This is a genomic window from Streptomyces fagopyri (genome assembly GCF_009498275.1).
In the GTDB taxonomy this organism is placed as follows: domain Bacteria; phylum Actinomycetota; class Actinomycetes; order Streptomycetales; family Streptomycetaceae; genus Streptomyces; species Streptomyces fagopyri.
In genome coordinates this window covers 2,381,994-2,408,682 of the sequence record NZ_CP045643.1, presented here as the reverse complement: position 1 = coordinate 2,408,682, position 26,689 = coordinate 2,381,994, and the positions used below count along the sequence as shown (strand labels likewise).

Genomic DNA, 26,689 nt, shown 5'->3' with positions numbered 1-26,689 from the left:
CGATCCGACGTGTGGGGCGCGGACGTGTGTGGCACCGACGTGTGGGTGTGAGGTGCGGACGTGTGTGGCACCGACGTGTGGGGCGCGGACATGTGGGCCACCGACATGTGGAGCGCCGATGTGTGATGCGCCAGTGCCAGATGCGGATCGGCCTCGCCGGGAGCGGTCGCCGGGTCGGCGTGCACCAGGGCGGCGTCGAGCCTCGGCACCGCGTGCAGCAGCGCGTGCTCGCACGCGACCGCGACCGTGTGCGCCGCGCGCACGGACATGTCCCCGTCGACGACGACGGCGACCTCGGCGCGCAGCCGGTGACCGATCCAGCGCAACCGCAGTTCGCTCACCTCGCGTACCCCGCCGACCGTCAGCAGCGCCGTCTCCGCGGAGTCGACGAGGGCCGGGTCGACGGCGTCCATGACCCGCCGGAAGACCTCGCGGGCGGCGTCCCGCAGCACGAGCAGGATGGCCGCGGTGATCAGCAGTCCGACGATCGGGTCCGCCGACCGCCAGCCGAGCGCCGCGCCACCGGCACCGAGCAGGACGGCGAGGGAGGTGAACCCGTCCGTACGGGCGTGCAGGCCGTCGGCGACCAGGGCGGCCGAGCCGATCTCCCGGCCGACACGGATGCGGTAGCGGGCCACCCATTCGTTGCCGATGAATCCGGCGACGGCCGCGGCGGCCACCACCGGGACGTGCCGGACGTCCCGCGGGTCGAGCAGGCGGTCGACGGCGGCCCAGGCGGCGAAGGCCGCGGATGCGGTGATCGTCAGCAGGATGGCGATGCCGGCCAGGTCCTCGGCCCGCCCGTAGCCGTAGGTGAAGCGGCGGTTGGCGGCGCGCCGGCCCAGGACGAAGGCGATGCCGAGCGGGACGGCGGTGAGCGCGTCCGCCGCGTTGTGCACGGTGTCGCCCAGCAGCGCGACCGACCCGGAGAACACCACGATCACCGCCTGGACGAGCGCCGTCGCGCCGAGCGCGGCCAGCGAGACCCACAGGGCCCGCATGCCCCGCGCGGAGGACTCCAGCGCCACGTCCACCTTGTCGGCCGCCTCGTGCGAGTGCGGCGTCAGCAGATGCCGCAGCCGGTGCCCGAGCCGCCGCCGATGGCCGGCCGTCGGCGCTGAGGCGGCGCCGTGACTGTGCCCGTGACTGTGCCCGTGCCCGCGCTCATGCTCGGGCTCGTGGCTGTGCGGGTGTGCGTGACCGTGTGTGTGGTGGTGGCTCACATGGATCCCCTTTCCGGGCCGCCCGGTACGCGGGAGGGAAGCCGGCGCCGTGGCGGTGGACACGATGCCGCCCATCGTTCCATTATGTGCATATGAGCGCACGCATGCATCTGTCACCTGCCAGTGATGCGCACCCGCGCAGACCGGGCGAGGAGCAGTTCGCCCTGGCCGCCGAACTGCTCGCCCTGCTGGGTGACCGCACCCGCCTGATGCTGCTGCACGCCCTCGCCGAGGGCGAGGCCGACGTCACCACGCTCACCGAGACCTGCGGGGCCGCCCGCCCGGCCGTCAGCCAGCACCTGGCCCGGCTCCGCCTCGCGGGCCTCGTGACCACCCGCAAGGAGGGCCGCCGGGTCGTCTACGCCCTGCGCGACGGCCACCTGCGCCGGGTGGTGGACGAGGCCCTCAACCTGGCCGACCACAGGATCAGTGACCGTCCCGCGCACGAATGACGCGGCCGAGGGGGAGGAGGCGACGGGCGCGCGCCGCTTCCTCCGGGACTCGGTGGGCCGCCACCGACGCCTTGTCGAAGGGAGATGGCCGAGTCCATGGGCACCGAGGTGACACGGAGCGAGCTGGTACTGGACGGCGGGCGCAGACTGCGCGTCCACGACACCGGCGGGGCCGGATCGGATCGCCTGGTCGTCCTCTGGCACCACGGCACGCCCAACATCGGAGCGCCGCCCGAGCCCCTCTTCGCGGCCTCCGAACGGCTGGGCATCCGCTGGGTGTCGTACGACCGTCCCGGCTACGGCGGATCGACCCCGGTGCCGGGCCGGAACGCGGCGTCGGCCGCCGCCGACGTCACCCGGGTCGCGGACGTGCTCGGGATCGGCCGTTTCGCGCTCATGGGCCACTCGGGCGGCGGAACGCACGCTCTGGCGTGTGCGGCGCTGCTGCCGGGTCGGGTGCTCGGCACGGTGAGCGTGGCGGGGCCGGCCCCCTTCGGCGCTGAGGGACTGGACTGGTTCGCGGGCATGAACGAGTCCGGTCGGGCATCGCTGACCGCTGCCGTCGCGGGCCGCGAGGAGAAGGAGCGCCACGAGGCGCGAGCGACGTACGACCCCGCCATGTTCACCGCCGCCGACCACGCGGCCCTCGCCGGTGAGTGGTCCTGGTTCCACGATGTCGTCGGCCCCGCCGTCGAAGCGGGCCCGGGCGGACTGATCGACGACGACCTGGCCTACGTCGCCGCGTGGGGATGCGATCCGCGGTCGATCACGGGTCCCGTGCTCCTGCTGCACGGCGGCCGGGACAGGGTCGTCCCCTGCTCCCACAGCCAGTGGCTCGCGAGCCGGTGCCCCCGCTCGGAACTCGCCCTCCACCCGGCCGACGGCCACATCTCCGTCCTGCGTCACGCCGCCGCCGCACTGGAATGGCTGGTGCGCAACGAGAAGGGCTGACCGGAGGGAGGGGCTGATGCCGTGGTCGTACGCCGGACAGATGGACCCGGACGGCCCGTGGTTCCGGGTGCCGCTCGACATCCAGCGCGAGGTCCGGCCGACCGAGGAGTACGAGCCGGCCCGCTCGCTGGTCGACACGTCGCTTCCCGAGGACGACCTGTTCGCCGGCGTCACCGCCGCCGTCATGGCCAGGGACATCGCCGTCGACAGCACCGCCGTCATCGCCACCGACACCACAGCCGACATCGCCGTCCGACGCTGTCCGACCTCGTCGGCTGATTCCAACGGCCGGTCGGAGATCCTGAGTCGGCGAGTGCGGTCGCGGTGACGCACCGGTGGCACCACCGGCCTTCAGCCCTCCGGGTTCCCGGGGTCCTCGCACTCGATGATCAGAGGCACCTTGTTCGACCGGGTCACCGTCGGCTCGCGGACCTCCACCCCTATGAGGGTGCGGACCGAGTCGTCCCCGTAGTAGGTGGAGAAGTCCACGGTCTTCGATCGGGTCGTGAGGTCGGAGTCGGCGAACGTCAGTGTCTGCCAGCGCGTGTCGGTCACCGAGCCGCGCTCCGTCACCCATCGATACGAGACCTGGGCCGGTGTCCGGTCGACGGTGAACGTCGCGGTGACGGTGGGGGACTTGGCGCTGCCCGGCGGGCAGGAACCCTTGAAGTAGCCGTACGTACCGGTCACGATGACCTTAACCGTGGCGGGCCCGGCCGGCGTCCGGCTCTTCTCCGCGTCGCCTCCCGAGAACTTGTAGGTCAGTGCGCCGCCGGCGAGCAGCAGGGTCACAGCGCCCACTCCCAGGACCTTGGCGGTGCGCCGGCGGCGCCGCGGAGGTGCCGGAGACACCGGTCCGCCCACGACGGCGGTCGTCGCCCGGCTTCCGGCCGCGTACGAGGTCCTGTCGGTCACGTGGGCGGCGGCGCCCGCGCGGATGGACCGCAGCATCGGGTGGACCTGTTCGGCGGTCAGGCGTTCGGCCGGATCCTTCCGCAACAGCCCCTCGATGACGGGTCCCAGAGGGCCCGCCCGGCGGGCCGGGGGCAGTTCGTCGTCGACGATGGCGCGGAGGGTGATCAGCGGGGTCGTCTGCCGGAACGGGGAATGTCCCTCGACCGCGGCGTAGAGCAGAATGCCGAGCGACCACAGGTCCGACGCGGGACCGGGCTGTCCGCCCAGCGCGCGTTCGGGCGCGAGGAACTCCGCCGATCCGACCATCTCGCCGGTCATCGTGAGCGCGGACGTGCCTTCGACCGTGGCGATGCCGAAATCCGTGAGCACCACTCGGCCGTCGTGCGCCAGCAGGACGTTGGCCGGCTTGACGTCGCGGTGCAGCACCCCGGCGGCATGGGCGGCACGCAACGCGGCCAGTACGTCGGCGGCCACATGGGCCGCGTGCCGCGGAGTGAGCGCACCCTCGGATCCGAGCAGGTCCGCCATCGACGAACCGCGGACCAGTTCCATGACGATCCACGGACGGCCGCCGTCCTTGGCCACGTCGTAGACGGTCACCACGTTGTGATGGGAGATCCGCGCGGCCGCCCACGCCTCACGCTCCAGCCGGGCGTTCAGCCTTTCGACGTGTGCCGCGGTGAGTTCGGAAGGAGCCCTGACTTCCTTGACGGCCACCTCGCGATGCAGCACTTCGTCGTAGGCACGCCAGACCGTTCCCATGCCGCCCATGCCGAGAGACGACAGCAATCGGTAGCGGCCGGAAACGACGCGGCCCTGCCCCGTGGGCATGGCGCCCTGATCGAGCATGGGGGCGACCACTCTCCCTGTCTTTCGCGCTCAGTGTCCCCGGACGGAGGGACGGGCCAGGCGAAACACTCGCGGTCACCAGTCGCCCAATTCGTCCGATGATCGGGTTCGGCCTCGGGCGAATATATCCGCCGCCATGGTCAAGACGGCTTCTCCGCAACCGGGTTGGCGTGCGGATTCCATATCTCCGGCGCGCTCGTTCTGTTGGCCTCCGCCCGGCCGGGAACAGCCAGGCGATCCGAACCCGGCCCGGCACGCAGACAGGGAACCCGAGCCGCGTCGGCCTCGTTCGCGGCGGAGCCGGCCTCCGCCCCGGGTCGGCTCCTCGGCGCGCATCGTGAGGGCCACGCCCCCACGGGTCACGCGCGACCGGCCGCCGCGTGCATACGGCACTCCCACAGGACGGGTTGGCCCCGGCGTTCTATCGAGGTCCCGCACGATGTGATGGGTTGGAATCGTTCGCCGCGACGGCGGCATACGGTCACCGACCTCGCGCGTGAGGAGGGTGACCGGCAAGACAGGAACCCGTCGTGGAGACGTACGCGACCGCACCGCGTACCGCCCTCCCCGTCCAAGTCCCGCCGTCCGGACCCTCTTTCGGCCGCCCTCACCTCGCACGGAGCTCATCCATGACGTCCTCGAACGACCCGCTCGGACCGGTCGCGCTCGCCTATGCGGCCGTAAGTCACGCCTTGTGCGCGGCAGATCGTCGCCACAGGCATTCGGACGGTTCCGTGGTGGCGGTCTCGGGCTCCCCGGTCGCTTCCCTGAACGCCGTCATCAGCCCGAACCTGGATCCCGACCCCGAAGTCATCGGGGCCCTCGCCGGCAGCGAGGCACTGCGGGGGCTCGCCTGGAGCATCCAGGTACGCGGCCTGCCGGGACAGCGCGTCACGGACGTGGCGACGCGCAACGGACTGACCCACGTCACCAGACTGCCGTTGATGATCAGGCGGCCCGACGCGGGAGCACCGCCGCCGGTCACCGGTTCGCTGCGGGTGCGCCCGGTCGGCGGTGACGAACTCGGCCTGTACGCCCGGACCATGGCCGACGGCTTCGGCGTGCCCCATGAGACGTTCGAGCTGTTCACCGACCCCGGTCTGGCCAGCACGGAAGGATTCACCTTCTACCTGGCGGAGGACGACAGCGGGCCCGTCGGAACCGGGATGGCCGCGGTCCAGGGCGAGCTGCTGGGTATCTTCAACATCGCCGTGCTGCCCCAGCATCGGCGGCGAGGCCACGGGCGGGCCGTCACGACGGAGATCGTCCGCGCCCACCACGCCGCCGGCGCCACGACCGCCTACCTCTACGCCAGCACGATGGGCGAGCCCGTCTACGCCTCGGCGGACTTCCGCACCGAAGAGGTCCTCACCGTCTTCAGGGCTCCGGCATAGCGGCTGCCACGGCGACCGGCCGCGCGAACGGGGCTCCCGCCACGTTCGCGTTCAGTTCCTGCCGCCCGCCCTGCCGTGGTCCCTGACGTAAGCGGCCGGTGTCGCTCCGTAGAACGATTTGAAGTGCCTGATGAAGTGGCTCGCGTCTGCGAAATGCCAGCGTGCGGCGATTTCGGACACCTTGGCCGCGCCGTCCATCCGTATCAGTTCGTCGTGCGCCCTTTGCAGGCGCCGATGGCGGGTGAAGGCCATGAGGGAGTCATTCGATTCCGAGAAGGACCGGTGGAGTGTGCGAACGGACACTCCGATCGTCCTGGCGATCATGGCGGGGGACAGGTCATGTCTGTCGAGATTTCGCTCGATGACGTTCTTCGCGGCTTTCACCGTGGCGTTCGGATGGTCCTCCGGTCCGGACTCGGAGCGGTGGGAGAGCATTCCGGCGAACAGGCCGGCGCACGCATCCAGTGCGAGATTCTGCGTGTGCGGCGAACCGTCCAGGTCGCTGCTGCTTTTTTCGATCGCTTGCAGGAAGTTCATCAGAAACCGAACTTCCGGGGCCGAGACGTCCGACATGTACGCCTGGTCGAGTGCCCCGGGTGACCCATTGCGTGAGAGCACCAGATGGCGCGGTATCGTCACGACGCGTACACGGGTGCCTTGCGCGCAGGTGAAGTTCCAGGAGGCCTTCGTGTCGCGAATGCAGATCCGGCCCGGTGTGACGGTGTGGGAGACTTTCTTGCTCGTGAAGACGATCCGGCCTGAAGTCACCAGGTCGGCCACCATCGGATCCTCGTCGAGATCGCTTCCCGAAACTCCCGTCAAGGAATCGCAGTACACCTTGACGGACAGCAGACGCTTGAAGAGATGGCCGTTCGCCGCGAATCTGAAACCGTGGTGCGCGAACTGGTGAGGGATGGCAAGGCGGGTGAGATGTGAGAACGGGCCGCCTTCCCACTCCTGGAAGACATGCCGGCGACGATCCTGAATCTGTCGATTCGTGAGATTCATGAAGGTCTTGAAATCAGTGGCGCGGTCTCGATCCTGCGGCTGCGGCGATCCCGCGACGCCTTCCCGTTTCTGGTCGATCATGTGCGTTTCTTTTCGACGCCCTGACGGACGGATGGTGGGTGCGCGGAGCGGTCGACGGACGGCCGGCCTGCGGGGTGGTGACATCGTTGTCGCGCTCGCACTTTAGGTGCTCGGCTGAAGCCTGTCGACAATGATCAAGAGGTTTTGGCACGGAGGTCCGACCGGGTGGCACGCGTACACGATCTCGGCGTCCACCGTGACCGAGGGAGCACGGCCTTTCACCGCCATGGGCGCAGTCGGCCGGGACACCGGCGAGGAGCGGCGGTCCGTTCGCGTTCTGCAGGACACGCGGCTGGGAACCCGAACGGCGTCCACGCGTGGATCTCGGACCGCGGGAGGAAACGGGGCAGCCCCGCCTCTCGTCGAGGCGGGGCTGCTCGCGGCCGCGGGTGTCATCCGCGTGCGGAGGACGGGTGGCGGTGGCAGGCGTTCTGTGAGGACGGCGCGATGCGGCTTCCGTGAACGCGATGTCCCTTTCGCGAAGGGGAGTTGCGCCGATCGTCCAACGGACCGTCAGGTGGTAACGAGGGCGGGCAGGATGCGCAGCGCGTTGCCGCGGTTGATGCTGCTGCGGTCCTGTGCGTCGAGAGCGGGGTCGTTGTCCAGTGCGGGCGCCGTCGTTCCGGTGACGACGCCGGCGGGGGTGGGCGGCCAGTCGCTTCCGTAGAGGATCTGCGAGGAGCCGGCCTGGGCCAGGAGGGTGGGCGTGGCCGACGGCGACATCGGGCCGGCCGTGTCGTAGAAGAAGCGGTGCACGTAGTCGCGGACGCGGGAGGGGTCCACACCGGGCGTGAGCTGGTGGCTGAAGGCTTCCACGCGGCTCGCGATGTAGGGGAGGTACCCGCCCCCGTGGGGAAGGATGAAGGTGAGGCGCGGGAACCGGTCCAGGGTGCCGTTGATGATGAGGCTGAGGGCCGCGCGGGTGGTGTCCATGAGGAAGTCGCACAGGTAGGGCGGTACCCCCTGGGGGGCGCTGGGGGAGGGCACTTCCATGGGGTGCGTACTGATCACGGCGGAGCGTTCGTCGAGCTCGGCCATCAGGGGGTCCAGCTCGGGGCTGCCGAGATACAGGCCGTCCACGCTGGTACGGGCACTGACTCCGACCGCGCCGAGCTCGTCCATTCCGTAGCCGACGGACCAGCGGGACAGTTCGGCGTCGTCGAGGAAGACGGGAGTGAAGAAGGCGAAGCGGTCCGGACGCCTGCCGCTCAGAGCGCCGGCGGCGTCGAGCGCGACACGGGCGCTCTCCTTGCGCGTCTCGGTCTCCTTGATGCGGCCCAGCATGGCGACGGTGAGCACGCTGGTGCCGATGCCTGCCCCGTCCATCAGATCCAGGGCGGCGGTCTCGTCCCACCGGGTCCACGGCGGCAGGCTGTCGCGGCTGGCGATTCCACGGCTTTCGGCCCACCGCACCCATTCGGGCGCGGTGTAGTGATGGTGGACGTCCAGCCGCTCCCGGCGGCTGTCGGGGCTGCTGTCTGCCGTCTGGCAGCAGTCGGCCGAGGCATGGAGTCCGACGGTGTCGACAGACTGGGGCACGGGTAGCTCCTGAAGGCTTGGGGCGGGGCACGGCCAGCCGGGTGAGGTGGGTCAGTGGCTGAGGACGGCCTGCAGAACACGCGTCAGTTCTTGTTCCGGGCTGTCGGGAATGCTTCCTGTCCGCCAGGCGACGAAGCCGTCGGGGCGGACCAGGACGGCGCCCGCGGCGGTGGTGCCGTGGACTGCGGCCCAGTCGGCCGTGCCGGTGTCGAGATCGAAACCGGGGCCGGGGCCGATGCTGTACGGGGTGACCGGGACGCCGGCGTGGTCCGCCGCCGCGCGGGCGGCCGCGGACCAGGGGCCTTCGGCCGACCCGGACAGCAGCACGAAGGACTGCTCGTACAGGTCGATGGTGGACACGGCGATGCCCTCGCGCGTGACCGGCATGTGGGGTGCGCGAGTGCCCGGCGCGGCCCGCAGTTCCAGGAGATCCGGGATGACGGGAACGTCGGGGTCGGCGTCGGCCACCGCCGTGGACACGTACCGGTAGCCGAGGGCCGTGGTCATCAGATCGGTACCCTGACCGGCCCTCCGTGCCGGACTGTAGCCCGGGTGCTGCTCCCGTGCCGCCTGCACGATGGCCCGGGCGCTGGTGGCCAGGGCGACCGGCCGCCGCTCGCTCTCGTAGGTGTCGAGCAGTTTCTCGCCCGCCCAGCCGCGGAGTACCGCGGCCACCTTCCAGGCCAGGTTGTGGGCGTCCTGGATGCCGGTGTTCGAGCCGAAGGCGCCCGTGGGGGGCATCTCGTGGGCGGAATCGCCGACGAGGAAGACCCGTCCGTCCTGGTACCGATCGGCCACCCGGTCCGCGGCGTGCCACGGGGCCCGGCCGGTCACCTCGACATCGAGGTCGTGCACACCGGCCGCCGCCCGAATGTGGTCGGCGATACGGACATCGGTGAAGTGTTCGAGCTCCTGGCCCCGCTCGGGGAACCACGGCACGTGGAAGACCCAGTGCTCCTCGTTGTCGACGGGCAGCAGTACCCCTTCGCCGTCGTCGCCGTTCAGATAACAGACCAGGAAACGCTGGTCCCCCGCCACCTCGCGCAGCATCTTGCTGCGGAAGGTGACGCTCACGTTGTGGAACAGGTCGCCCTGCCCGCTCTGGCCGATGCCCAGGCGTTCACGCACGGGGCTGCGGGGGCCGTCCGCCGCCAGGAGATAGGCCGCGCGCACCGAGGAGGTCTCGCCGCTCTCCCGGTCCCGCAGTTCGCAGCTCACCCCCTCCTCGTCCTGTGCGAACGACACCAGTTCCGTACCGAAGCGCACATCTCCGCCGAGGGCACGGGCGTGCTTGAGCAGGACGGGTTCCAGGTCGTTCTGGCTGCACGCGCACCTTTGGGCGGAGCACATGTCAGCCTCCGGGGGGCGCCCGGTGATCCGGGCGGACAGCCACCGGCTCCGACCACCGAAGAGTCGGTCGGTCTGCATGATTCCGTGGTTGCCCGCCAGAGTGGCCGCCGCTTCCCTGATATCCGGTTCCAGGCCCGCGGTACGGAACAACTCCATCGTCCGCATGTTGTTCCCCCGGCCGCGAGGGTGTTCCGACGTGGCCGCACGGCGCTCGACCACCCGGTGGTCGATTCCCCGGCGTCCTAGAAAGACCGATGCGGACAGCCCTACGAGGGATCCGCCCACGATCAGTACCGGAACACTGCCTCCGTCACGCTTCTCCACGATCCATCCTCCTCGTCACACCCTGAACAACTGCGGCGGCAGACAAGCTGTCCCCCGTCGCCGCGGCGCACAATCCCGCCTTCCTCCACACAGGTCACTCGGTGGCGGCCCAGGGCGACTTCGGTCCGACGCCCGAATTGGCGGCCGGGTGAATGTCGTTTTGTCATCTCGGTCCTCGTCAATACATGCACTGTTCCGGTAGATCCGCCACTGCTACGGCAGGAATCAGAAGGGCCGACGATGACCCAGCTTGAGCAGGAGATTCAGGACCCGACGAGCCTCGCCGTAGCGGCGGCGTCCCGCGGTTGCCCCGTGTACCGGGCCGACCCGTACCCCGTCTACCGGCAACTGCGCGAGACCGCTCCCGTAAGCCGTCTGACGCCCCCGCACGGCGTGGAGACATACCTGATCACCCGGTACGAGGACGCGAAAGCCGCTCTGGCGGACCCGCGTATCAGTAAAGACATGTACGCGGCCATCGACGCTTACCACACCATCTTCGGCGACTCCTCCATCGCCTTGGACGACAACATGCTCTTCTCCGACCCTCCCAAGCACACCCGTCTGCGCCGGATCGTGAACCGGGCCTTCACTCCCCGCCGTATCGAAGTCCTGCGGCCGCGCATTCAGGAGATCACCGACACGCTGCTGGACAACTGCGCGGCCGACGAGGTGGTCGATCTTCTGCCCGCATTCGCCTTCCCTCTCCCGCTCAAGGTGATCTGCGAACTCATCGGCGTGCCCGAAGAGGAAAGGGACGATGTCCAGGAGTGGTGCAGCGTCGTGGCGCGCACAGGATTCAGCAAGGGCGACAAGGACCGTCTGGCGGACGCTGAGAGCACCCTGCACCGCTATTTCCAGGAACTCATCGCGCGCAAAAGAAAGAACGCGTCGGACGACCTGCTCAGCGATCTCATTCGCACCCAGGACGAGCAGGGTTCCCTGACCGACGGCGAACTGGTCTCCACGCTCTGGATCCTGCTGTTCGCCGGGCACAAGACGACCGCGTACCTGATCGGCAACGCCGTCTACAATCTGCTCACCCACCGTGATCAGCTCCAGCGGATCACCACCTCGCCCGAACTCCTCCCGAACGCCATCGAAGAAATCATCCGCTTCGACGGATCGGTCGAGAACGCGACGTTCCGGCACGCTCTCGAGGACATCACCATCGCGGGAACGCTGATCCCCAAGGGTTCCCTGGTGCAGATCGCGATCACGTCGGCCAACCGCGACCCCGAACGCTTCGAGGCGCCCGATGACTTCGATGTGACGCGACAGGGAGTGCAGAGCAACCACCTCGGGTTCGGCACGGGACCGCACTACTGCCTCGGTGCGCCGCTCGCGAGAATGGAAATGCAGCTCGCCTTGACCAGCCTCTTCGACCGCTTCCCGCGGATCGACCTGGCCGAGAGCCCGAAGGAGACCGAATGGCTCACCGTGCCGTTCCCTGCCTTCCGCGGCCTGAAGCGACTGCCCGTCACGCTGAACGCCCACTGAGGCCGGACCCGCGGTGCCGTGGGGGCCGGCCAGGGTGCCGGCCCCTGTCCCGAGTCCCTCCGCCCGCCGGCGTGAGGACCGCGGCGGACCGCGTCCACCCCGGCCTCACGCCGGCGCGCGTACCCCGGTGACGGTGAGGCGGCGGAGGTGCCCCGCCGTCGGCCACGGCCGTGTCGGACAGCAGCGTGCCGGAGTCGGGTTGCCCGACTCCCGACTGGCGCCGCACGGCGGGTGAGGCCGGACCCGTCTTGCGGCCGACGAGGCGGTGGGCTGGTCGGCGAGCAGGCCGCGCACAGGCTGACATGGCGCTGTGGTGCGTGCGGGCCGGCTGCTCAGAGCCAGTCCTTCCGCTTGAAGATGATGTACAGACTGGTGCATACGCCTGCCATGAGGACTACGGCGAAGGGGTAGCCGAGTGCCCAGTGCAACTCCGGCATGCGCTCGAAGTTCATGCCGTAGATCGTGCCGACCAGGGTCGGGGCGAAGAGGATGGCCGCCCAGGACGAGATCTTCTTGATCTCCTCGTTCTGTTCGAAGCCGGCCTCGGCCAGGGCGCGCATCTCGGCGTTCTGCTGCTGGGTGACCAGGGTCGCGTTGACGGTGAGGATGTCGGCGAGGGCCTGGCGGAAGCCGTCGACGCGTTCGCTGGTGTGGGTGACGTGGTCGGCGACGTCGCGGAGGTAGCGCTGGAGTTCCTCGTCGGTGCCGTACTTGGCGAAGCCGGCCATCAGCGCGTGCAGCATGCCCACCAGCGGACGGGTGGCCCGCTGGAACTCGACCATCTCGCGCGAGAGTTCGTAGATGCGGCGGGAGACCGCGGGGTCGCCGCGGAAGACCTCGGTCTCGATCTCGTCGATGTCGTTCTGGACGCCGGAGACGACGGGCACGTACCCGTCGACGACGGAGTCGAGGATCGCGTAGAGGACCGCCTCCGGGCCGAGCTTCAGCAGCTCCGTGGTGTCCTCCATCCGGCGGCGTACCGCGGAGAGGTCGGGCGCCGCGCCGTGCCGGACCGTGATCAGGAAGTCGGGGCCCACGAACACGTGCAGCTCGCCGAAGTCGACCTCCTCCAGCGCGTCCAGATAGCGCGCGGCGCGCAGCACGACGAAGAGCGTTTCGCCGTAGCGCTCCAGCTTCGGACGCTGGTGCGCCTCCATGGCGTCCTCGACGGCGAGCGGGTGCAGGTCGAACTCGGCCGCCAGGGAGAGGAGTTCGGCCTCCGTGGGGCGGGCCAGGCCGATCCACGCCATGCCGTCCGGCTGGTCGCGCAGTTCCCGGAAGGTGTCGGCGAGGGACGCGGGCGTCGAGACGCGTACGCCGTCGCGGTACAGGGCCGCCTGTACGACGCTCCCGGTGTCGGCGGCTTCCGCCGAGGGCGGGTCGGTGAGGGGCGCGGGGGATGCGGCGGGGGGCTCGGCCGGCGGGGTGAGGGTGCGCCGCCAGACGGACTTCTTGCCGTTCCTGGCGGCCGGGCGGGGGCGTCGCTCGGACATCGCGTCTGCCTCCCATGTCGGTCCGTACGTGTGTGTGATCACCGAGCAGGATATACGGGTCAAATGTTACGGGGAGGGGGCGGGCGTACCGCCCAGGCACAGGTTCGCCGGGAATCGCGGACAGAAGGTGACCGCAAGCCCCGTCATCATGCGGGGCATGACGAGGACGAGCGGCACGACGGCGGGCTCCCCGGAGGCGCGCGGCGCCCAGACGTACGGCGTCGAGGCGCACGGCGGCGGTACGCACGACGGCGGTACGCCCGCGAAGGTGCGGGCGCCCGCGGACACCGAGGTGCCCGCCGCGCCGACCGAGGCGCGGGAGCGGACGACGGTGCGGACGAAGGCGCGAGCGTCGGAGCGGACGACGGCGCGCGCGAGCAACGTCTTTGCCGCGGCCCCCGTGCTCGGCCCCCGTGCCCTCAACCGCGCGACTCTGGAGCGCCAGCACCTGCTGCGCCGGTCCGCCGCTCTCACCGCCACCCGGGCCGTCGGCCACCTCGTCGGTCTCCAGGCGCAGAACGTGAAACCGCCGTACTACGCCCTCGCCGCACGCCTCGAAGGGTTTCGTCCCGAGGATCTGTCGGAGGCCATGGCGGACCGTGCCGTCGTCCGCATCGTCACCCTGCGCTCCACCCTCCACACGCACACCGCCGACGACGCGCTCTCGCTGCGTCCGCTCGTACAGGCCGCCCGGAACCGGGAACTCAACGCCTTCCGCAAAGGGCTCGTCGGCGTCGACCTGGAGCGGCTCGCCCTGATCAGCCGCGAGCTGGTGGAGACCGAGCCGCGCACCATGGGGCAACTGCGGGAGGCGCTGCTCGCCCGGTGGCCGGACGCCGACCCGTTCGCGCTCTCGGTCGCCGCGCGCTGCGGGCTGCCGCTCGTCCAGGTCACCCCGCGCGGACTGTGGGGCCGCAGCGGTCAGGTCGTGCTGACCACGGCCGAGCACTGGCTCGGCCGCCCCGCCGAGCCCACGCCCGCTCCCGACGCGACCGTGCTGCGCTATCTGGCCGCCTATGGGCCCGCCTCGGTCAAGGACATGCAGACCTGGGCGGGGCTGACCCGGCTCCGGGAGGCGTTCGAGCGGCTGCGGCCGCGGCTGGTCACGTTCCGCGACGAGAAGGGGGTCGAGCTCTTCGACCTTCCGGACGCGCCCCGACCCGAAGCGGACACCCCGGCCCCGCCGCGCTTCCTGCCCGAGTTCGACAACCTGCTCCTCGCGCACGCCGACCGTTCCCGGCTGGTGCCCGCCGGCCTCAAGGGGCGTACGTGGGCGGGCAACCAGGCGTACCGCGCCCTGCTCGTCGACGGATTCCTGGCGGGGGTGTGGCGGCAGGACGGGAACGTCCTCACCATCGAGCCCTTCGGCGCGCTCACGAAGGCGCGGAGGGGCGAGGTGGTGGGGGAGGCGGAGCGGATGCTCTCGGTGATGTCGGGGGACGGGGCGTACGACATCCGGTTCGGGACCGTCATCGAGTAGGGCGGTCCCGCCCGCGCGCCCGCCTGGACGGCCCCGCCCGTCACGTGCCCGCGCCGTGCCCGTGAGCCGTGCCCGTGAGCCGTGCCCGGGCTGCCGGACGGGGAGCGTTGGACGGGGAGCGTTGGACAGGGGGCGTTGCGGGCCGCTCGTGGAGGCCCGCAACGCCCCCTGGTCTGTGCCTGAGCGATGCTCAGGAGTGGTGTGGTGACTACGAGTTGAGCTGCGTCTTCACCAGGTTCGAGAAGGTCGTCAGGCGGGTGTACACGCCGGGGTACCCGGCCTCCGCGCAGCCGTTGCCCCAGGACGTGATGCCGGCCAGCACACCGCCGATGAGCAGCGGGCCGCCGCTGTCGCCCTGGCAGGTGTCCGTGCCGCCGTTGGTGTAACCGGCGCACACCATGTCGGAGGCCAGGTAGTCGGAGCCGTACGAACTCCGGCAGCCGGCGTCCGAGACGAGCGGGACGGTGGCGGTGCGCAGTTGGTCGGAGGAGCCGCCGTTCTCCGAGGTGGTGCCCCAGCCGACGATGCGGGCGGTGGTGCCGGCCGCGTACACGCCGGTGCTGGTGGCGGCGACGTACGACGCCGGGGTGTACGGCATCGACGTCGACAGGGTCAGCACGGCCACGTCGTCGCCGTTGGTGGCGTCCGTGTAGCCGGGGTCGACCCAGATCCTGCTGACCTTGCTGACGGTGCCGTTCGTACCGGTGAGGTACGTTCTTCCGCCGACGACACGGACACTGCTCGTCGTCTCGCCGGTCATGCAGTGGGCGGCGGTGACGACCTTGTTCGCCGCGACCAGGGTGCCGCCGCAGAACTGGTTCTGCGAGGCGTCCGTGATCTGCATCATGAACGGGTACGCGGTCGTGGTGGTCGTCGTGCCGCCGACGATCGGCCGGGGGGCCGCTACGGCGCCCGGTGCGCACAGCAGAGCGGTCGCGGCGGCGGCAGCGGCCGCCGTACAGAGAGCCGCTGCCTTCGTGGCGCGGTCGAGGCCGAACATGGATCTCCTCAGAGGTTGCCGGTGGGGGGACGCACGGGTGTGGGGGGTTGGACACGGCGCCGGTGGGCGGACGCCGTGTGCCCGAGCGAGCGGCACGACGCTCACGCTAGAAGCGCGAGCGTTCCGCTTCCAAGGGGGGAACTCCCTAGCGGAGTCGGAGGAGGGAAAACCCTTGGCCGCACGGACCGGGGTTTAGCGTAAGGTCCGGCCCCGGTCGGCGGCCCGCGCCGCCCTGCACGGTGTCACCCGCATCCACCGGACGGCCCGATCGGCCTCGCACCGCGGGCGGTTGACGGAGCGTCGGGAACGGCGTGGGGCGACGCCCCGGAGGCCCCGACGGCTGTAGCGCCACCCCGTACTTTGACGCTCCGGTTCACCCGTTCCGGTGCCGTGCCGCCAGCCGGACGATGTCCACCCGCGAGCGGATCCCCAGTTTCCGGTACACCCGGGTGAGCGTGGCCTCCACGGTCTTCACGCTGATGAACAGGCGCGCCGCTATCTCTCGGTTGGTGGCGCCCTCCATGACGAGCGCCGCGACCTGACGCTCCGTCGCCGCGAGGCCGTCGAGCGCCGCGGGCGCCGGCGCGGCCGGCGCCGGCCCGGTGACGGCCGCCGTCGCGGTCGCCGCCGCCGTCTCCACCCGGCGCAGCCAGGGCAGCGCGCGGCACCGGCGGAACAGGCGGGTCGCCTCGTCGTACGAGGTCGGGCCCGGTACGGGGGTCGCCCCTGTCCGAGTGAGGCCGAGAGCCTGGGGAAGGGTCCGCACCTCGGCCAGGGCGTACGCGGCGCGGGCCTCCTCCAGTCCGTAGCCCAGCTTGCCGAGCCGGTCCTGCGCCGCCGTCAGCTGCCTTACGGCGGGGCCGTGTTCGCCCCTCGCCGCCCGGACCAGTGCCTCGGCCCGGTCGAGCACCGCCAGCACGCTCTCGCGGCCGAGCCGCAGCGCGCGCGCCCGGGTGGCGTCGATGACGTCCTGCGCCTCGACCGGCTCACCGATCCGCACCAGCGCCTCCGCGAGGTCGCCGTGCCAGCGGCCCCGGGCGGGGTCGGTGATCCCGAGCCGCTCCTCCAGCTCCCGTACGCGTCGCAGGGAGCGGACCACGGCCACCGAGTCCCCGGCGACCAGCTGGGCGTGGCCGAGGGCGCCGAGGGCGCGCGAGAGATAGACCAGGTCGCCGTCCTCCTCGGCGCGGTCCACGGCCTCCCGCGCGAGGGCGAGTGCCCGGTCCACGTCACCGCCCGCCGCCTCCGCGAGGGAGGTGAACATGGCGGTCGCCGCCTCGCCTATCCCCGTGTCCCGGGCCAGCCGCAGGCTCTCCCGGGCCAGGTCCAGAGCCCGCCCGCAGTGCCCGGAACGCAGTTCGGTCTCGGCCAGCCCGCGCAGGAAGTGCAGCTCGCTCTCGACCATGCCGCGCCGCCGCACCTCGCGCAGCAGCGCCGTGATCGTGGTCCGCGCCTCGGCGAGCTGGTCGCCCATGATCAGCCAGCGGAAGCGGACGGCGCCGGCGCCGTTGTGGTCGCACGCCACCCGGGGGTCCTGCGGCTCGCGCAGTGCCCGCTGGATGGTCGCGGGTGCGCCCGGGTGACCCATCAGGGTCTCCATCTGCGCCTGGAATCCGAGCGCGAGGAGTTCGGTGGGCCGGTCCCCGGCGCGGGCGGCGAGCTGCGCGGCGATGGCGGCCTCCTCGCGGCCCTTGGTCATCTCGCCCTCGACCAGCAGGGCCCGCCAGGCGAGCTGGTAGCGCACGAGCGCGAGCAGCCGCGGGTCGTCACCCGCGTCCGCGAGCGCCTGTGGGAAGACGGCGTCGACCTCGGCCATGGCCTGCCCCGCCGCGTCGATGACGACCATCCAGGCCCGTACGCGGTCCGCCGGCGCGGTGACCCGGCGCAGCGCGTCACGCGCGATGTCCCGGGCGAGGTCCGACTCCCCGGCGGTCAGCGCGTCCTCGGCCGCCTGCAACCGCCGCTCGTCCGGGCCTGGTTCGGCGTCCACGGGCGTGTGCCGGGCGGCGAGCAGGCCGAGCCCGGCGGCGACCGACGGCGCGCCCCGGTCCCGGGCCGCGGCCGCCGCCTCCCCGAGCCGCGCGGCGACCTGCGGATCGGTGCCGGTCGTGGCGAGGGCGAGGTGCCGGGCCCGCTCGATCGGGTCGGAGGCCGCCGTGGAGAGCGCGACGTGCGCGGCGCGGCGTTCGGCGGCGCCGGCCTCCGCGTACAGGGCGGCGGAGATGAGGGGGTGCGCGAAACGGATGCCGGGTGTCTCGCGCTCGGTCGCCAGCAGTCCGAGGGAGGCCGCGTGCGCGGTCTCCGCCTCGGCGTCCTTGCGTCCGGCCGCGTGCAGCAGCGCCACCGTGGGGCGGGCTCCCGCACTCGCGACGAGCAGGGTGCGGCGGGCCTCGGCGGACAGCATCTCCAGACGGCTGAGGACGAGCGCGCGCAACGAGGTCGGTACGGGCAGCGGTTCACCCGGGCTCGGCCGGGTCGGGCTCTCGGCGAGCGCGCGGCCGAGCTCCAGGGCGAAGAGCGGATTGCCGCCGCTGGTGCGGTGGATGTCCCGGACGGTGGAACGCGACAGCCCGGTGTGCCCGCGGTGGCCGAGGAGTTCGGCGGTCTGGGCCCGGGAGAGCGGATTGAGCCGCACGGCCAGGGTGTTCGACGGGGACGCGCGTAGATAGCGGTCGTGCTGTTGGTCCGGCGGGTCGGTGTCGGTACGGACGGCGCACAGCATCCGTACGGGCATCTCGCCGAGCCGGCGGGCGGCGAAGCCGAGCAGTTCGGCGCTGGCCGGGTCCAGCCACTGCAGGTCGTCGGCGACGATCAGGACGGGCCCCCGCGCGGCCAGCGCCCGGAGCACGGAGAGGACCGCGAGGCGCAGGGCGAGTCCGTCCCGTTGCAGGGTCGACTCCCCGCGGCCGGTGAGGGCCGACTCCAGGGCGGTGCGCTGCGGCGCGGGGAGCCGGTCGGAGACCGTGTCCACCACCAGGCCGAGCAGGTCGGTCAGCGCGAGGAAGGGCAGATGCGATTCGGACTCGGTCGCCGAGCAGCGCAACACGGTGTGCGCCGATTCGGCGCTTTCCGCGGCCAGCGCCCGCAGGACGGTCGACTTTCCTATTCCGGCGGGGCCGTGCACCAGCAGGCTGCCGCCGCCGGAGAGCTGTTCGCGTGCCGCCGCGAAGAGCTCCTCCCGGCCGATGACCAGGTCGGGGCGGGGCCTCGCAGGTTCCTTGAAGTCCCCTCGCACGGTCGCCGCTCCCCTCGCATGTCGTGTCCGGGCCAATGTTAGGCAATAACTCTTTGAATTTCGGACTCTCGGGGTGGTGAGGGAAATAACAGGGTCTATGCATAGGGTATTTCAGGGCGCTCCCGACTGAATGGAAAGTCCCGGACGGTCGTCGTCCGGAGCGTCGCGGCCCGGACGGCGGCCCCTCCTACGGCAGCACTCCGGCACGCCGTGCCGCGATCACCGCCTCCCCTCGCGTGTGGGCGCCGAGCTTGCGCATCGCCGACCGCAGGTATCCCTTGACCGTCTCAGGGCGCAGCCCCAGCCGCTGTGCCGCGCCCCCGTTGGTGGCCCCGGCCGCGACACAGGCCAGGACGTCCACCTCGCGCGGGGCGAGCCCGACCCGCGGCCCGCCGTGCTCGGGTGCCGCCGCGCCGGCCAGCCGCCCGCACACGTCGAGGAGTTCGGTCCGCAGTGCCGGGTCGGCGATCCGCGGCGCCAGCGCCCGTAGCGCCCCGTGCGCCTCCCGCACCTGTTCCCACGCGGCGCTTCCCGCCACCGGCTCCCGCGCCACCGCCAGCAGGCCCCGCGCCTCGTCCCGTACGACCAGCGCCTGCTCCACGTCCCGGGCCGCCGCCACCGCCGCGCCGAGCGTGCGGTCACCGAGGGGCTGCGCCGTCCGCAGGGCGCCGTACAGCACTCCGCGGACCCGGCGGCGTACGACCACGGGCACCGCCAGCACCGAGCACAGTCCCTCGGTGGCGACCGCCACGTCGTACTCGTGGCTGATCTGCCGCGAGGCCGAGTAGTCCGTCACCGCGCAGGGGCGCGCGAGGGCAACCGCCTTGCCGCCCAGACCGTTGCCCGAGGACACCGCGAGCGCGCTGAGCGCGGCCGTCGCGGTGCCGCTGAGTTCGCTGATGCGCACCCGCGCGCGCCCGGGCTCGACCAGGCCGCCGAACGCGACCGGCAGTCCCGTGGCGCGCCGCAGCCGTACCAGCGCGGCGCGCATCTCCACCGCGTCCGCCGCTTCCGCTGCCATCCGTTCGCCCCCTCGTCGCGGCGCACCCCCCGTTCGGGGGTAGTGAGACCTCCCTTACGGAATACACGATGTTAGGCGGAGGTCCGGCAACGAGGAGGACACATGACGGTGACGACGGACGCGACGGAGCGATTCCGTGCCGCGCGGGACTTCCTGCTGGAGCACCGGGAGGACTACGCGACGGCGTACCAGGGCTTCGACTGGCCGCGTCCGGACTCCTTCAACTGGGCACTCGACTGGTTCGACGTCATCGCGCGGGACAACGACCGCACCGCCCTGCACATCGTCGAGGAGGACGGCGCACGCGCCGAGTTCTCGTTCGCCGCGCTGTCCGAGCGCTCCGACCGGGTGGCCAACTGGCTGCGCGCGCGGGGCGTGCGCGCCGAGGACCGGATCCTCGTCATGCTCGGCAACCAGGTCGAGCTGTGGGAGACGGCGCTCGCCGCGATGAAGCTGCGAGCCGTCGTCATCCCGGCGACCACCCTGCTCGGGCCGGCCGATCTGCGCGACCGCGTCGAGCGCGGCCGGGTCCGGCACGTGATCGCGCGCGCCGAGGACACCGCGAAGTTCGACGAGGTGCCCGGCCGGCACACCCGGATCGCGGTCGGCGGCGACCGGCCCGGTTGGCAGTCGTACGAGGAGGCGTACGCGGCCGACGCGGCGTTCGAGCCGGACGGGGTGACCCACTCGGACGACCCGCTGATGCTCTACTTCACCTCCGGCACCACCGCCCGCCCCAAACTCGTCGAGCACACGCACGCCTCCTACCCGATCGGCCATCTGGCGACCATGTACTGGATCGGGCTCAAGCCCGGCGACGTGCACCTGAACATCTCCTCGCCGGGCTGGGCCAAGCACGCCTGGTCCAACCTCTTCGCACCGTGGAACGCGGAGGCCACGGTCTTCATCCACAACTACACGCGCTTCGACGCGGGACGGCTGCTCGCGGAGATGGACCGGGCCGGGGTGACCACCTTCTGCGCCCCGCCCACCGTGTGGCGCATGCTCATCCAGGCCGATCTGACGCAGCTGCCGACGCCACCGCGCGAGGCCGTCGCCGCGGGCGAGCCGCTCAACCCCGAGGTCATCGAACAGGTGCGGCGCGCCTGGGGCGTCACGATCCGGGACGGCTTCGGGCAGACCGAGACGGCCGTCCAGGTCTCCAACAGCCCCGGCCAGCGGCTCAAGACGGGCTCCATGGGGCGGCCCAGCCCCGGCTTCCGGGTGGAACTCCTCGACCCGGTCTCCGGCGCGCCGGGCGTGGACGAGGGGGAGATCGCGCTCGACCTGTCGGGCAGGCCGGTGGGTCTGATGACCGGCTACCACGGCGACCCCGACCGCACCGCGGAGGCGATGGCGGGCGGCTACTACCGGACGGGCGACATCGGCGCGCGTGACGCCGACGGATACATCACGTACGTGGGCCGGTCCGACGACGTCTTCAAGGCCTCCGACTACAAGATCTCGCCCTTCGAGCTGGAGAGCGCGCTGCTGGAGCACGAGGCGGTGGCGGAGGCGGCCGTCGTCCCGGCCCCCGACGCGCTGCGGCTCGCAGTCCCGAAGGCGTACGTCGTCCTCGCGGCGGGCCACGAACCCGGCCCGGACGTCGCCAAGGTGCTCTTCGAGCACTCACGCACGGTCCTCGCGCCCTACAAGCGCATCCGCCGCCTGGAGTTCGGCGAGCTGCCCAAGACGGTGTCGGGCAAGATCCGCCGGATCGAGCTGCGCGAGGCCACGGCCACGGGCTCGGACGCCGAGTACCGCGAGGAGGACTTCCGGTGACCGAACTCTCCTACACGCACGGCACGAGCCCGACCGCACTGCTCGGCGACACGATCGGGGCCAACCTGGACCGGACGGTGGCGGCCTGGCCCGACCGGGAGGCGCTCGTCGACGTGGAGTCCGGGCGGCGCTGGACGTACGCCGAATTCGCCGCCGACGTAGATGAGTTGGCGTCCGCGCTGCTCGCCTCCGGCATCGCCAAGGGCGACCGGGTCGGCATCTGGGCGGTCAACTGCCCGGAGTGGGTGCTCGTCCAGTACGCGACCGCCCGCGTCGGCGCGGTCATGGTGAACATCAACCCCGCCTACCGCACCCATGAGGTCGAGTACGTCCTGCGGCAGGCCGGCATAACCCTGCTCGTCGCCTCCCTCCGTCACAGGACCAGCGACTACCGGGCGATGGTCGAACAAGTGCGGCGCAACTGCCCGCGGTTGCGGGAGACCGTCTACATCGGCGACCCGAGCTGGGACGCGCTGACCGGTCGCGGCACCGCCGAGTCACGCGCGCAGCTGCGGACCCGCGGGAGCGAACTGTCCTGCGACGACCCGATCAACATCCAGTACACCTCGGGGACCACGGGCTTCCCCAAGGGAGCCACCCTCTCCCACCACAACATCCTCAACAACGGCTATTTCGTGGGCGAGTCGCTCGCCTACAGCGAGCAGGACCGGGTCTGCGTACCGGTGCCCTTCTACCACTGCTTCGGCATGGTGATGGGGAACCTCGCGGCGACCTCGCACGGCGCGTGCATCGTCGTCCCGGCCCCCTCCTTCGATCCCGCGGCGACACTGCGCGCGGTCCAGGACGAGCACTGCACCTCGCTGTACGGCGTCCCGACCATGTTCATCGCGGAGTTGAACCTCCCCGACTTCGCGACGTACGACCTGTCCTCGCTGCGCACCGGCATCATGGCGGGCTCGCCGTGCCCGGTCGAGGTGATGAAACGGGTGGTCGCCGAGATGCACATGGCGGAGGTCTCCATCTGCTACGGCATGACCGAGACCTCGCCGGTCTCCCTGCAGACCCGCCGCGACGACGACCTGGAGCACCGCACCGGCACCGTCGGCCGGGTGCTCCCGCACCTGGAGGTCAAGGTCGTCGACCCGGTGGACGGTGTGACCCGTCCCCGCGGAACCGCGGGCGAACTGTGCACCCGGGGCTACAGCGTGATGCTGGGCTACTGGAACGAGCCCGAGAAGACCGCGGAGGCCGTCGACCCGGGGCGCTGGATGCACACCGGGGATCTCGCCGTGATGCGCGAGGACGGTTACGTCGAGATCGTCGGCCGCATCAAGGACATGATCATCCGGGGTGGCGAGAACATCTATCCGCGGGAGATCGAGGAGTTCCTCTACGCGCATCCGAAGATCGCCGACGTCCAGGTGGTCGGGGTGCCCCACGAGCGGTACGGCGAGGAGGTGCTCGCCTGTGTCATCGCCCGCGACCCGGCGGACCCGCCGACACTGGCGGAACTGCGCGCCTTCTGCGAGGACCGGCTGGCCCACTACAAGATCCCCAGTCGCCTGCGGGTCCTGGAGGCCTTCCCGATGACGGTGTCCGGCAAGGTACGGAAGATCGAACTCCGCGAGACGTACGCCGACCGGGACTGAGCGGGTGCTCCGGCCTTCCGCGCGGGTGCCGACAGGAGACGGGGCACGGGAGACGGCGGGACACGGGACACGGGACACGGGACACGTTGAGAACGGCATGACCCGGGCATGACCTCATGACCCGGCATGCCCCCGGCGGCACCGCTCGCCGGTCAGGCCCCGGTGGCGGTGAGTTCGTCCGCGGGGGCGTTGACCGGCTGCGGGGTACCCGTGAGGTCGAGGATGAAGAGGGGGACGCCGAGCAGGTCGGCGCGGGAGCGCGCGTCCTCCGAGTAGCCGGCCAGCGAGAAGTAGACGCACCGGGTGGACTCGCTCATCGCCGTCAGCCACAGGCACTCCACGTCTCGCAGCGAGGCGGGACGGACCGTCGGGTCCACCTGGGCGACGACACCCCGGGCCGCGAGCCCGATTCCGGACGGGGGCCGCTGGTCGGCCCGGCGGATGTCGCGGTAGCCGAGCCACCGCAGATACAGCGCGGCGGCCGTCACCGCGTCCCGCGCGGTGCGGATGGTGACCGGCCGGAACGCCGGGCGGGGCGTCGGCGCGGTGGAGGGAGCCCGGGCCTGGCCGGGGGCGAGGGGGGCTTCCGGGGTGGCGGGCGCTCCGGCGTCCGGGGGCGGGGTGCCGGCGTGGTGAGCGTCGTCCGGAGCCGGGCCGCCGGCGGAGGGACCTCCGGCGGCCCGCGCCGGTACGCCGCCCGCACCCGGTGCGGGCGGCGTCTCCGCGGCCCGCGGGGGCGTCGCCCCGGCCGCGTGCGGGGCGGAGGCCTCGGCGGTGCGTGGGGCGGCGGCCCCGGTCGTGTGCGGTGAGCGCGCGGGGGTCTCGTCCAGGTCGGTGTCCGGCGCGGCCCCGGCGAGCGGCGCGGTCTCGGTGAGCGCCGGTCGCCGTGCGCCTCCCGGCCGTGCCCCGCGTACCGGAATCCGCAGCACGGTCCCGCAGGCGCAGCCCAGTTCCGGATGGGGCCATTCGTCCTCGCGGCCGCAGGCGTCGCAGGGCACCGTCACCCAGTCGTCGTCCCAGACGCGATGGGTCACGGGTACGGGATCCGCGAGGCGGTCGAGCGGGGGAGTGACGGGGGCGCCGCACACGCACGGGTACGACGACGCGGCGAAGAGATGCTCGCGGCGGCAGGCCGGACACCGCACCGGCACGCTCTCGGCCATGGCCCACTCCAGGACGTCACATCGGGACAGCGCGTCCATCGTCCTCCAGGGAGGGGGCCGCCGACAGCGAAACGCCCCGACAGCTTCAAGCCTTCCGCCGGACCTTCCCCGGATCTTCTCCCGGAGGGTCCCCGCCCGGTGGCCGCCCTTGACGCGTTCTGGCACGCCACCTACATTGCTTCCAGATAGTAGAAGTTAGTTTCCGTAATACGGAATATCGTGAAGTCGGTATGCGGAACGGAACGCGAAGTCATCCACGGACCACCTACGGAATCACCAGCTCTCCGCGGGGCGCGACGGAGCGCGAATCCGACAGCCGAAGCAGGAGTACTCCATGGCTCGTATGACCGCTGCCCGCGCGGCAGTCGAGATCCTCAAGCGCGAGGGCGTCAGCAACGCGTTCGGCGTCCCGGGTGCGGCGATCAACCCCTTCTACGCGGCCCTGCTGGCGGCCGGCGGGATCAGCCACACGCTCGCCCGGCACGTCGAGGGCGCCTCGCACATGGCGGAGGGCTACACCCGGACCCGCCCGGGCAACATCGGGGTGTGCGTCGGTACGTCCGGACCGGCCGGCACGGACATGATCACCGGGCTCTACTCCGCCCTCGGCGACTCGATCCCGATCCTGTGCGTCACGGGCCAGGCCCCGACCGCCGTGATCCACAAAGAGGACTTCCAGGCCGTCGACATCGCCTCGATCGCGGGGCCCGTCACCAAGATGGCCGTCACCGTCCTGGAGGCCGCACAGGTCCCCGGCGTCTTCCAGCAGGCCTTCCACCTCATGCGCTCGGGCCGTCCGGGCCCGGTCCTCATCGACCTGCCCGTCGACGTCCAGCAGACGGAGATCGAGTTCGACCCCGAGACGTACGGGCCGCTGCGGGCGTACCGGCCCACCGCCACCCGCGCGCAGATCGAGAAGGCGCTCACCCTCCTGGGCGAGTCCGAGCGCCCGCTGATCGTCGCCGGCGGCGGTGTCATCAACGCGGACGCCTCACAACTTCTCGTGCGGTTCGCGGAGTTGACGGGCATTCCGGTCGTCCCGACGCTCATGGGCTGGGGTGTCCTGCCCGACGACCACGAGTTGAACGCCGGCATGGTCGGCCTGCAGACCTCGCACCGCTACGGCAACGCGACCTTCCTGGAGTCCGACTTCGTCCTCGGCATCGGCAACCGGTGGGCCAACCGCCACACCGGCAGGCTGGACGTCTACACGGCGGGCCGCACGTTCGTCCACGTCGACATCGAGCCCACCCAGATCGGCAGGATCTTCGCACCGGACTACGGGATCGCCTCCGACGCGAAGGCCGCGCTGGAGCTGTTCGTCGAGGTGGCAGGGGAGTTGAAGACCGCGGGGCGCCTGCCCGACCGGTCCGCGTGGGCCGCCGCCGCGCAGGAGCGCCGGGCCACCCTCCAGCGCCGTACGCACTTCGACGACATCCCCATCAAGCCGCAGCGCGTCTACGAGGAGATGAACAAGGCCTTCGGACCGGAGACCCGGTACGTCTCGACCATCGGCCTCTCACAGATCGCAGGCGCCCAGATGCTGCACGTCTACCGGCCCCGGCACTGGATCAACTGCGGCCAGGCGGGCCCGCTGGGCTGGACCGTTCCGGCCGCGCTCGGCGTCGCCACGGCCGACCCGGAGGCCCCCGTGGTCGCCCTCTCCGGCGACTACGACTTCCAGTTCATGATCGAGGAACTGGCCGTCGGCGCCCAGCACCGGATTCCGTACGTCCATGTCCTGGTGAACAACTCCTACCTGGGCCTCATCCGGCAGGCGCAGCGGGCGTTCGACATCGACTTCCAGGTCAAGCTGGAGTTCGAGAACATCAACTCGCCCGAACTCGGCGTCTACGGAGTGGACCACGTCAAGGTCGTCGAGGGCCTCGGCTGCAAGGCGATCCGGGTCACCGACCCGGCCGACCTGGGCGCCGCCTTCGAACAGGCCAAGAAGCTCGCAGCGGAGTTCCGGGTGCCCGTGGTCGTCGAGGTGATCCTGGAGCGGGTCACGAACATCTCCATGTCGACGACGAACGACATCGGCAACGTCGTGGAGTTCGAGGAGATCGCGACCGAACCGGCCCACGCGCCGACCTCGATCAGGACGCTGAAGGTCTGACCCCCGCAGCGTCGTCCGGCGCCCGCGCGCACCGTACGGCCCCGCCTTCCGTGTCCGGAGGCGGGGCCGTCGCCGTAGCGACCCCCGAAGGACGAACTCGGCTTCTTGCGCGGGATGTTCGGACGGGTCTGAGGGGTCGGGCCGGCCAGACAGGCCAAGCGGGTCGGACGGACCAGGCGGATCGGACGGATCAGGTCGAT

General features: G+C 71.4%; 17 protein-coding genes and 2 pseudogenes. 9 read left to right on the top strand and 10 right to left on the bottom strand.

Going from position 1 to position 26,689, the window contains the following annotated elements; translation table 11 throughout:
• Positions 1-113: 113 nt before the first annotated feature.
• Positions 114-1,223: pseudogene (locus GFH48_RS10310) on the bottom strand (cation diffusion facilitator family transporter); the annotation flags it as partial.
• A 92-nt stretch (positions 1,224-1,315) separates the two neighbouring features.
• On the opposite strand from GFH48_RS10310, the gene GFH48_RS10305 reads away from it, so the two are divergent.
• The 3 genes and pseudogenes from GFH48_RS10305 to GFH48_RS40100 form a co-directional block, all read left to right on the top strand.
• Positions 1,316-1,675: an ArsR/SmtB family transcription factor gene (locus GFH48_RS10305; RefSeq protein WP_194280545.1), complete on the top strand. Its 360-nt coding sequence runs from the start codon at positions 1,316-1,318 to the stop codon at positions 1,673-1,675.
• Between the two features lie 84 nt (positions 1,676-1,759).
• The gene (locus GFH48_RS10300; protein WP_228120504.1) at positions 1,760-2,626 is read left to right on the top strand and encodes an alpha/beta fold hydrolase; all 867 of its coding nucleotides are present in this window, start codon (positions 1,760-1,762) and stop codon (positions 2,624-2,626) included.
• Between the two features lie 25 nt (positions 2,627-2,651).
• Positions 2,652-2,798 (top strand): annotated as a pseudogene (locus tag GFH48_RS40100) (mycothiol conjugate amidase Mca); the annotation flags it as partial.
• A 179-nt stretch (positions 2,799-2,977) separates the two neighbouring features.
• Here GFH48_RS40100 and GFH48_RS10290 read toward each other — a convergent pair.
• Positions 2,978-4,390 (bottom strand): serine/threonine-protein kinase, encoded by a 1,413-nt coding sequence (locus GFH48_RS10290; RefSeq protein ID WP_228120503.1) that lies wholly within the window; start codon positions 4,388-4,390, stop codon positions 2,978-2,980.
• 629 nt (positions 4,391-5,019) lie between these two features.
• On the opposite strand from GFH48_RS10290, the gene GFH48_RS10285 reads away from it, so the two are divergent.
• On the top strand, positions 5,020-5,784 hold the full coding sequence (locus GFH48_RS10285) for a GNAT family N-acetyltransferase (protein ID WP_153287971.1): 765 nt from the start codon (positions 5,020-5,022) through the stop codon (positions 5,782-5,784).
• 51 nt (positions 5,785-5,835) lie between these two features.
• Here GFH48_RS10285 and GFH48_RS10280 read toward each other — a convergent pair whose 3' ends face one another.
• The 3 genes from GFH48_RS10280 to GFH48_RS10270 form a co-directional block, all read right to left on the bottom strand.
• The gene (locus GFH48_RS10280) at positions 5,836-6,873 is read right to left on the bottom strand and encodes a helix-turn-helix domain-containing protein (protein WP_153287970.1); all 1,038 of its coding nucleotides are present in this window, start codon (positions 6,871-6,873) and stop codon (positions 5,836-5,838) included.
• A gap of 513 nt (positions 6,874-7,386) precedes the next feature.
• On the bottom strand, positions 7,387-8,412 hold the full coding sequence (locus GFH48_RS10275) for an amidohydrolase family protein (protein WP_322746986.1): 1,026 nt from the start codon (positions 8,410-8,412) through the stop codon (positions 7,387-7,389).
• A 51-nt stretch (positions 8,413-8,463) separates the two neighbouring features.
• Complete coding sequence (locus GFH48_RS10270) at positions 8,464-10,086, bottom strand: FAD-dependent oxidoreductase (protein ID WP_228120502.1); 1,623 nt, start codon at positions 10,084-10,086, stop codon at positions 8,464-8,466.
• A 240-nt stretch (positions 10,087-10,326) separates the two neighbouring features.
• Between GFH48_RS10270 and GFH48_RS10265 the strand changes: the two genes are divergently transcribed.
• The gene (locus tag GFH48_RS10265; protein WP_153287969.1) at positions 10,327-11,586 is read left to right on the top strand and encodes a cytochrome P450 family protein; all 1,260 of its coding nucleotides are present in this window, start codon (positions 10,327-10,329) and stop codon (positions 11,584-11,586) included.
• Between the two features lie 332 nt (positions 11,587-11,918).
• On the opposite strand, the gene GFH48_RS10260 is transcribed toward GFH48_RS10265, so the two are convergent.
• Positions 11,919-13,079, bottom strand: coding sequence for a magnesium and cobalt transport protein CorA (locus tag GFH48_RS10260; RefSeq protein WP_153287968.1), 1,161 nt, complete (start codon positions 13,077-13,079; stop codon positions 11,919-11,921).
• 157 nt (positions 13,080-13,236) lie between these two features.
• Here GFH48_RS10260 and GFH48_RS10255 point away from each other — a divergent pair, with 157 nt between their 5' ends.
• Positions 13,237-14,559 (top strand): winged helix DNA-binding domain-containing protein, encoded by a 1,323-nt coding sequence (locus tag GFH48_RS10255; protein ID WP_228120500.1) that lies wholly within the window; start codon positions 13,237-13,239, stop codon positions 14,557-14,559.
• A 208-nt stretch (positions 14,560-14,767) separates the two neighbouring features.
• Here GFH48_RS10255 and GFH48_RS10250 read toward each other — a convergent pair whose 3' ends face one another.
• The 3 genes from GFH48_RS10250 to GFH48_RS10240 form a co-directional block, all read right to left on the bottom strand.
• Positions 14,768-15,559: a S1 family peptidase gene (locus GFH48_RS10250; RefSeq protein ID WP_153287967.1), complete on the bottom strand. Its 792-nt coding sequence runs from the start codon at positions 15,557-15,559 to the stop codon at positions 14,768-14,770.
• 373 nt (positions 15,560-15,932) lie between these two features.
• Positions 15,933-18,794, bottom strand: coding sequence for a helix-turn-helix transcriptional regulator (locus tag GFH48_RS10245; RefSeq protein ID WP_153287966.1), 2,862 nt, complete (start codon positions 18,792-18,794; stop codon positions 15,933-15,935).
• A 187-nt stretch (positions 18,795-18,981) separates the two neighbouring features.
• Complete coding sequence (locus GFH48_RS10240) at positions 18,982-19,815, bottom strand: helix-turn-helix transcriptional regulator (RefSeq protein ID WP_153287965.1); 834 nt, start codon at positions 19,813-19,815, stop codon at positions 18,982-18,984.
• Positions 19,816-19,917: 102 nt separating this feature from the next.
• Here GFH48_RS10240 and GFH48_RS10235 point away from each other — a divergent pair, with 102 nt between their 5' ends.
• Together GFH48_RS10235 and GFH48_RS10230 are read left to right on the top strand one after the other, a co-directional pair.
• The gene (locus tag GFH48_RS10235) at positions 19,918-21,597 is read left to right on the top strand and encodes an AMP-binding protein (RefSeq protein ID WP_153287964.1); all 1,680 of its coding nucleotides are present in this window, start codon (positions 19,918-19,920) and stop codon (positions 21,595-21,597) included.
• Positions 21,594-23,207 carry an AMP-binding protein gene (locus GFH48_RS10230; RefSeq protein WP_153287963.1) on the top strand — a complete coding sequence of 538 codons (1,614 nt, stop codon included), beginning with the start codon at positions 21,594-21,596 and terminating at the stop codon, positions 23,205-23,207. Before GFH48_RS10235 ends, GFH48_RS10230 begins: the two co-directional genes overlap by 4 nt.
• 152 nt (positions 23,208-23,359) lie before the next feature.
• Here the strand turns inward: GFH48_RS10230 and GFH48_RS10225 are convergent, their stop codons facing one another.
• Entirely contained in the window at positions 23,360-24,409 is a 1,050-nt protein-coding gene (locus tag GFH48_RS10225; protein ID WP_322746985.1) for a hypothetical protein, read from the bottom strand.
• Positions 24,410-24,704: 295 nt separating this feature from the next.
• Between GFH48_RS10225 and gcl the strand changes: the two genes are divergently transcribed.
• Positions 24,705-26,489, top strand: a complete 1,785-nt coding sequence (gene gcl / locus GFH48_RS10220) for a glyoxylate carboligase (RefSeq protein WP_153287962.1) — start codon at positions 24,705-24,707, stop codon at positions 26,487-26,489.
• Positions 26,490-26,689: the final 200 nt, after the last annotated feature.

Excerpts from the sequence above, each read along its gene's own strand:
- GFH48_RS10225 (WP_322746985.1), bottom strand. The coding sequence starts at position 24,409 with ATGGACGCGCTGTCCCGATGTGACGTCCTGGAGTGGGCCATGGCCGAG.
- GFH48_RS10250 (WP_153287967.1), bottom strand. The coding sequence starts at position 15,559 with ATGTTCGGCCTCGACCGCGCCACGAAGGCAGCGGCTCTCTGTACGGCG.
- GFH48_RS10235 (WP_153287964.1), top strand. The coding sequence starts at position 19,918 with ATGACGGTGACGACGGACGCGACGGAGCGATTCCGTGCCGCGCGGGAC.
- GFH48_RS10255 (WP_228120500.1), top strand. The coding sequence starts at position 13,237 with ATGACGAGGACGAGCGGCACGACGGCGGGCTCCCCGGAGGCGCGCGGC.
- GFH48_RS10285 (WP_153287971.1), top strand. The coding sequence starts at position 5,020 with ATGACGTCCTCGAACGACCCGCTCGGACCGGTCGCGCTCGCCTATGCG.
- GFH48_RS10265 (WP_153287969.1), top strand. The coding sequence starts at position 10,327 with ATGACCCAGCTTGAGCAGGAGATTCAGGACCCGACGAGCCTCGCCGTA.
- gcl (WP_153287962.1), top strand. The coding sequence starts at position 24,705 with ATGGCTCGTATGACCGCTGCCCGCGCGGCAGTCGAGATCCTCAAGCGC.
- GFH48_RS10260 (WP_153287968.1), bottom strand. The coding sequence starts at position 13,079 with ATGTCCGAGCGACGCCCCCGCCCGGCCGCCAGGAACGGCAAGAAGTCC.
- GFH48_RS10300 (WP_228120504.1), top strand. The coding sequence starts at position 1,760 with ATGGCCGAGTCCATGGGCACCGAGGTGACACGGAGCGAGCTGGTACTG.
- GFH48_RS10280 (WP_153287970.1), bottom strand. The coding sequence starts at position 6,873 with ATGATCGACCAGAAACGGGAAGGCGTCGCGGGATCGCCGCAGCCGCAG.
- GFH48_RS10290 (WP_228120503.1), bottom strand. The coding sequence starts at position 4,390 with ATGCTCGATCAGGGCGCCATGCCCACGGGGCAGGGCCGCGTCGTTTCC.
- GFH48_RS10305 (WP_194280545.1), top strand. The coding sequence starts at position 1,316 with ATGAGCGCACGCATGCATCTGTCACCTGCCAGTGATGCGCACCCGCGC.
- GFH48_RS10240 (WP_153287965.1), bottom strand. The coding sequence starts at position 19,815 with ATGGCAGCGGAAGCGGCGGACGCGGTGGAGATGCGCGCCGCGCTGGTA.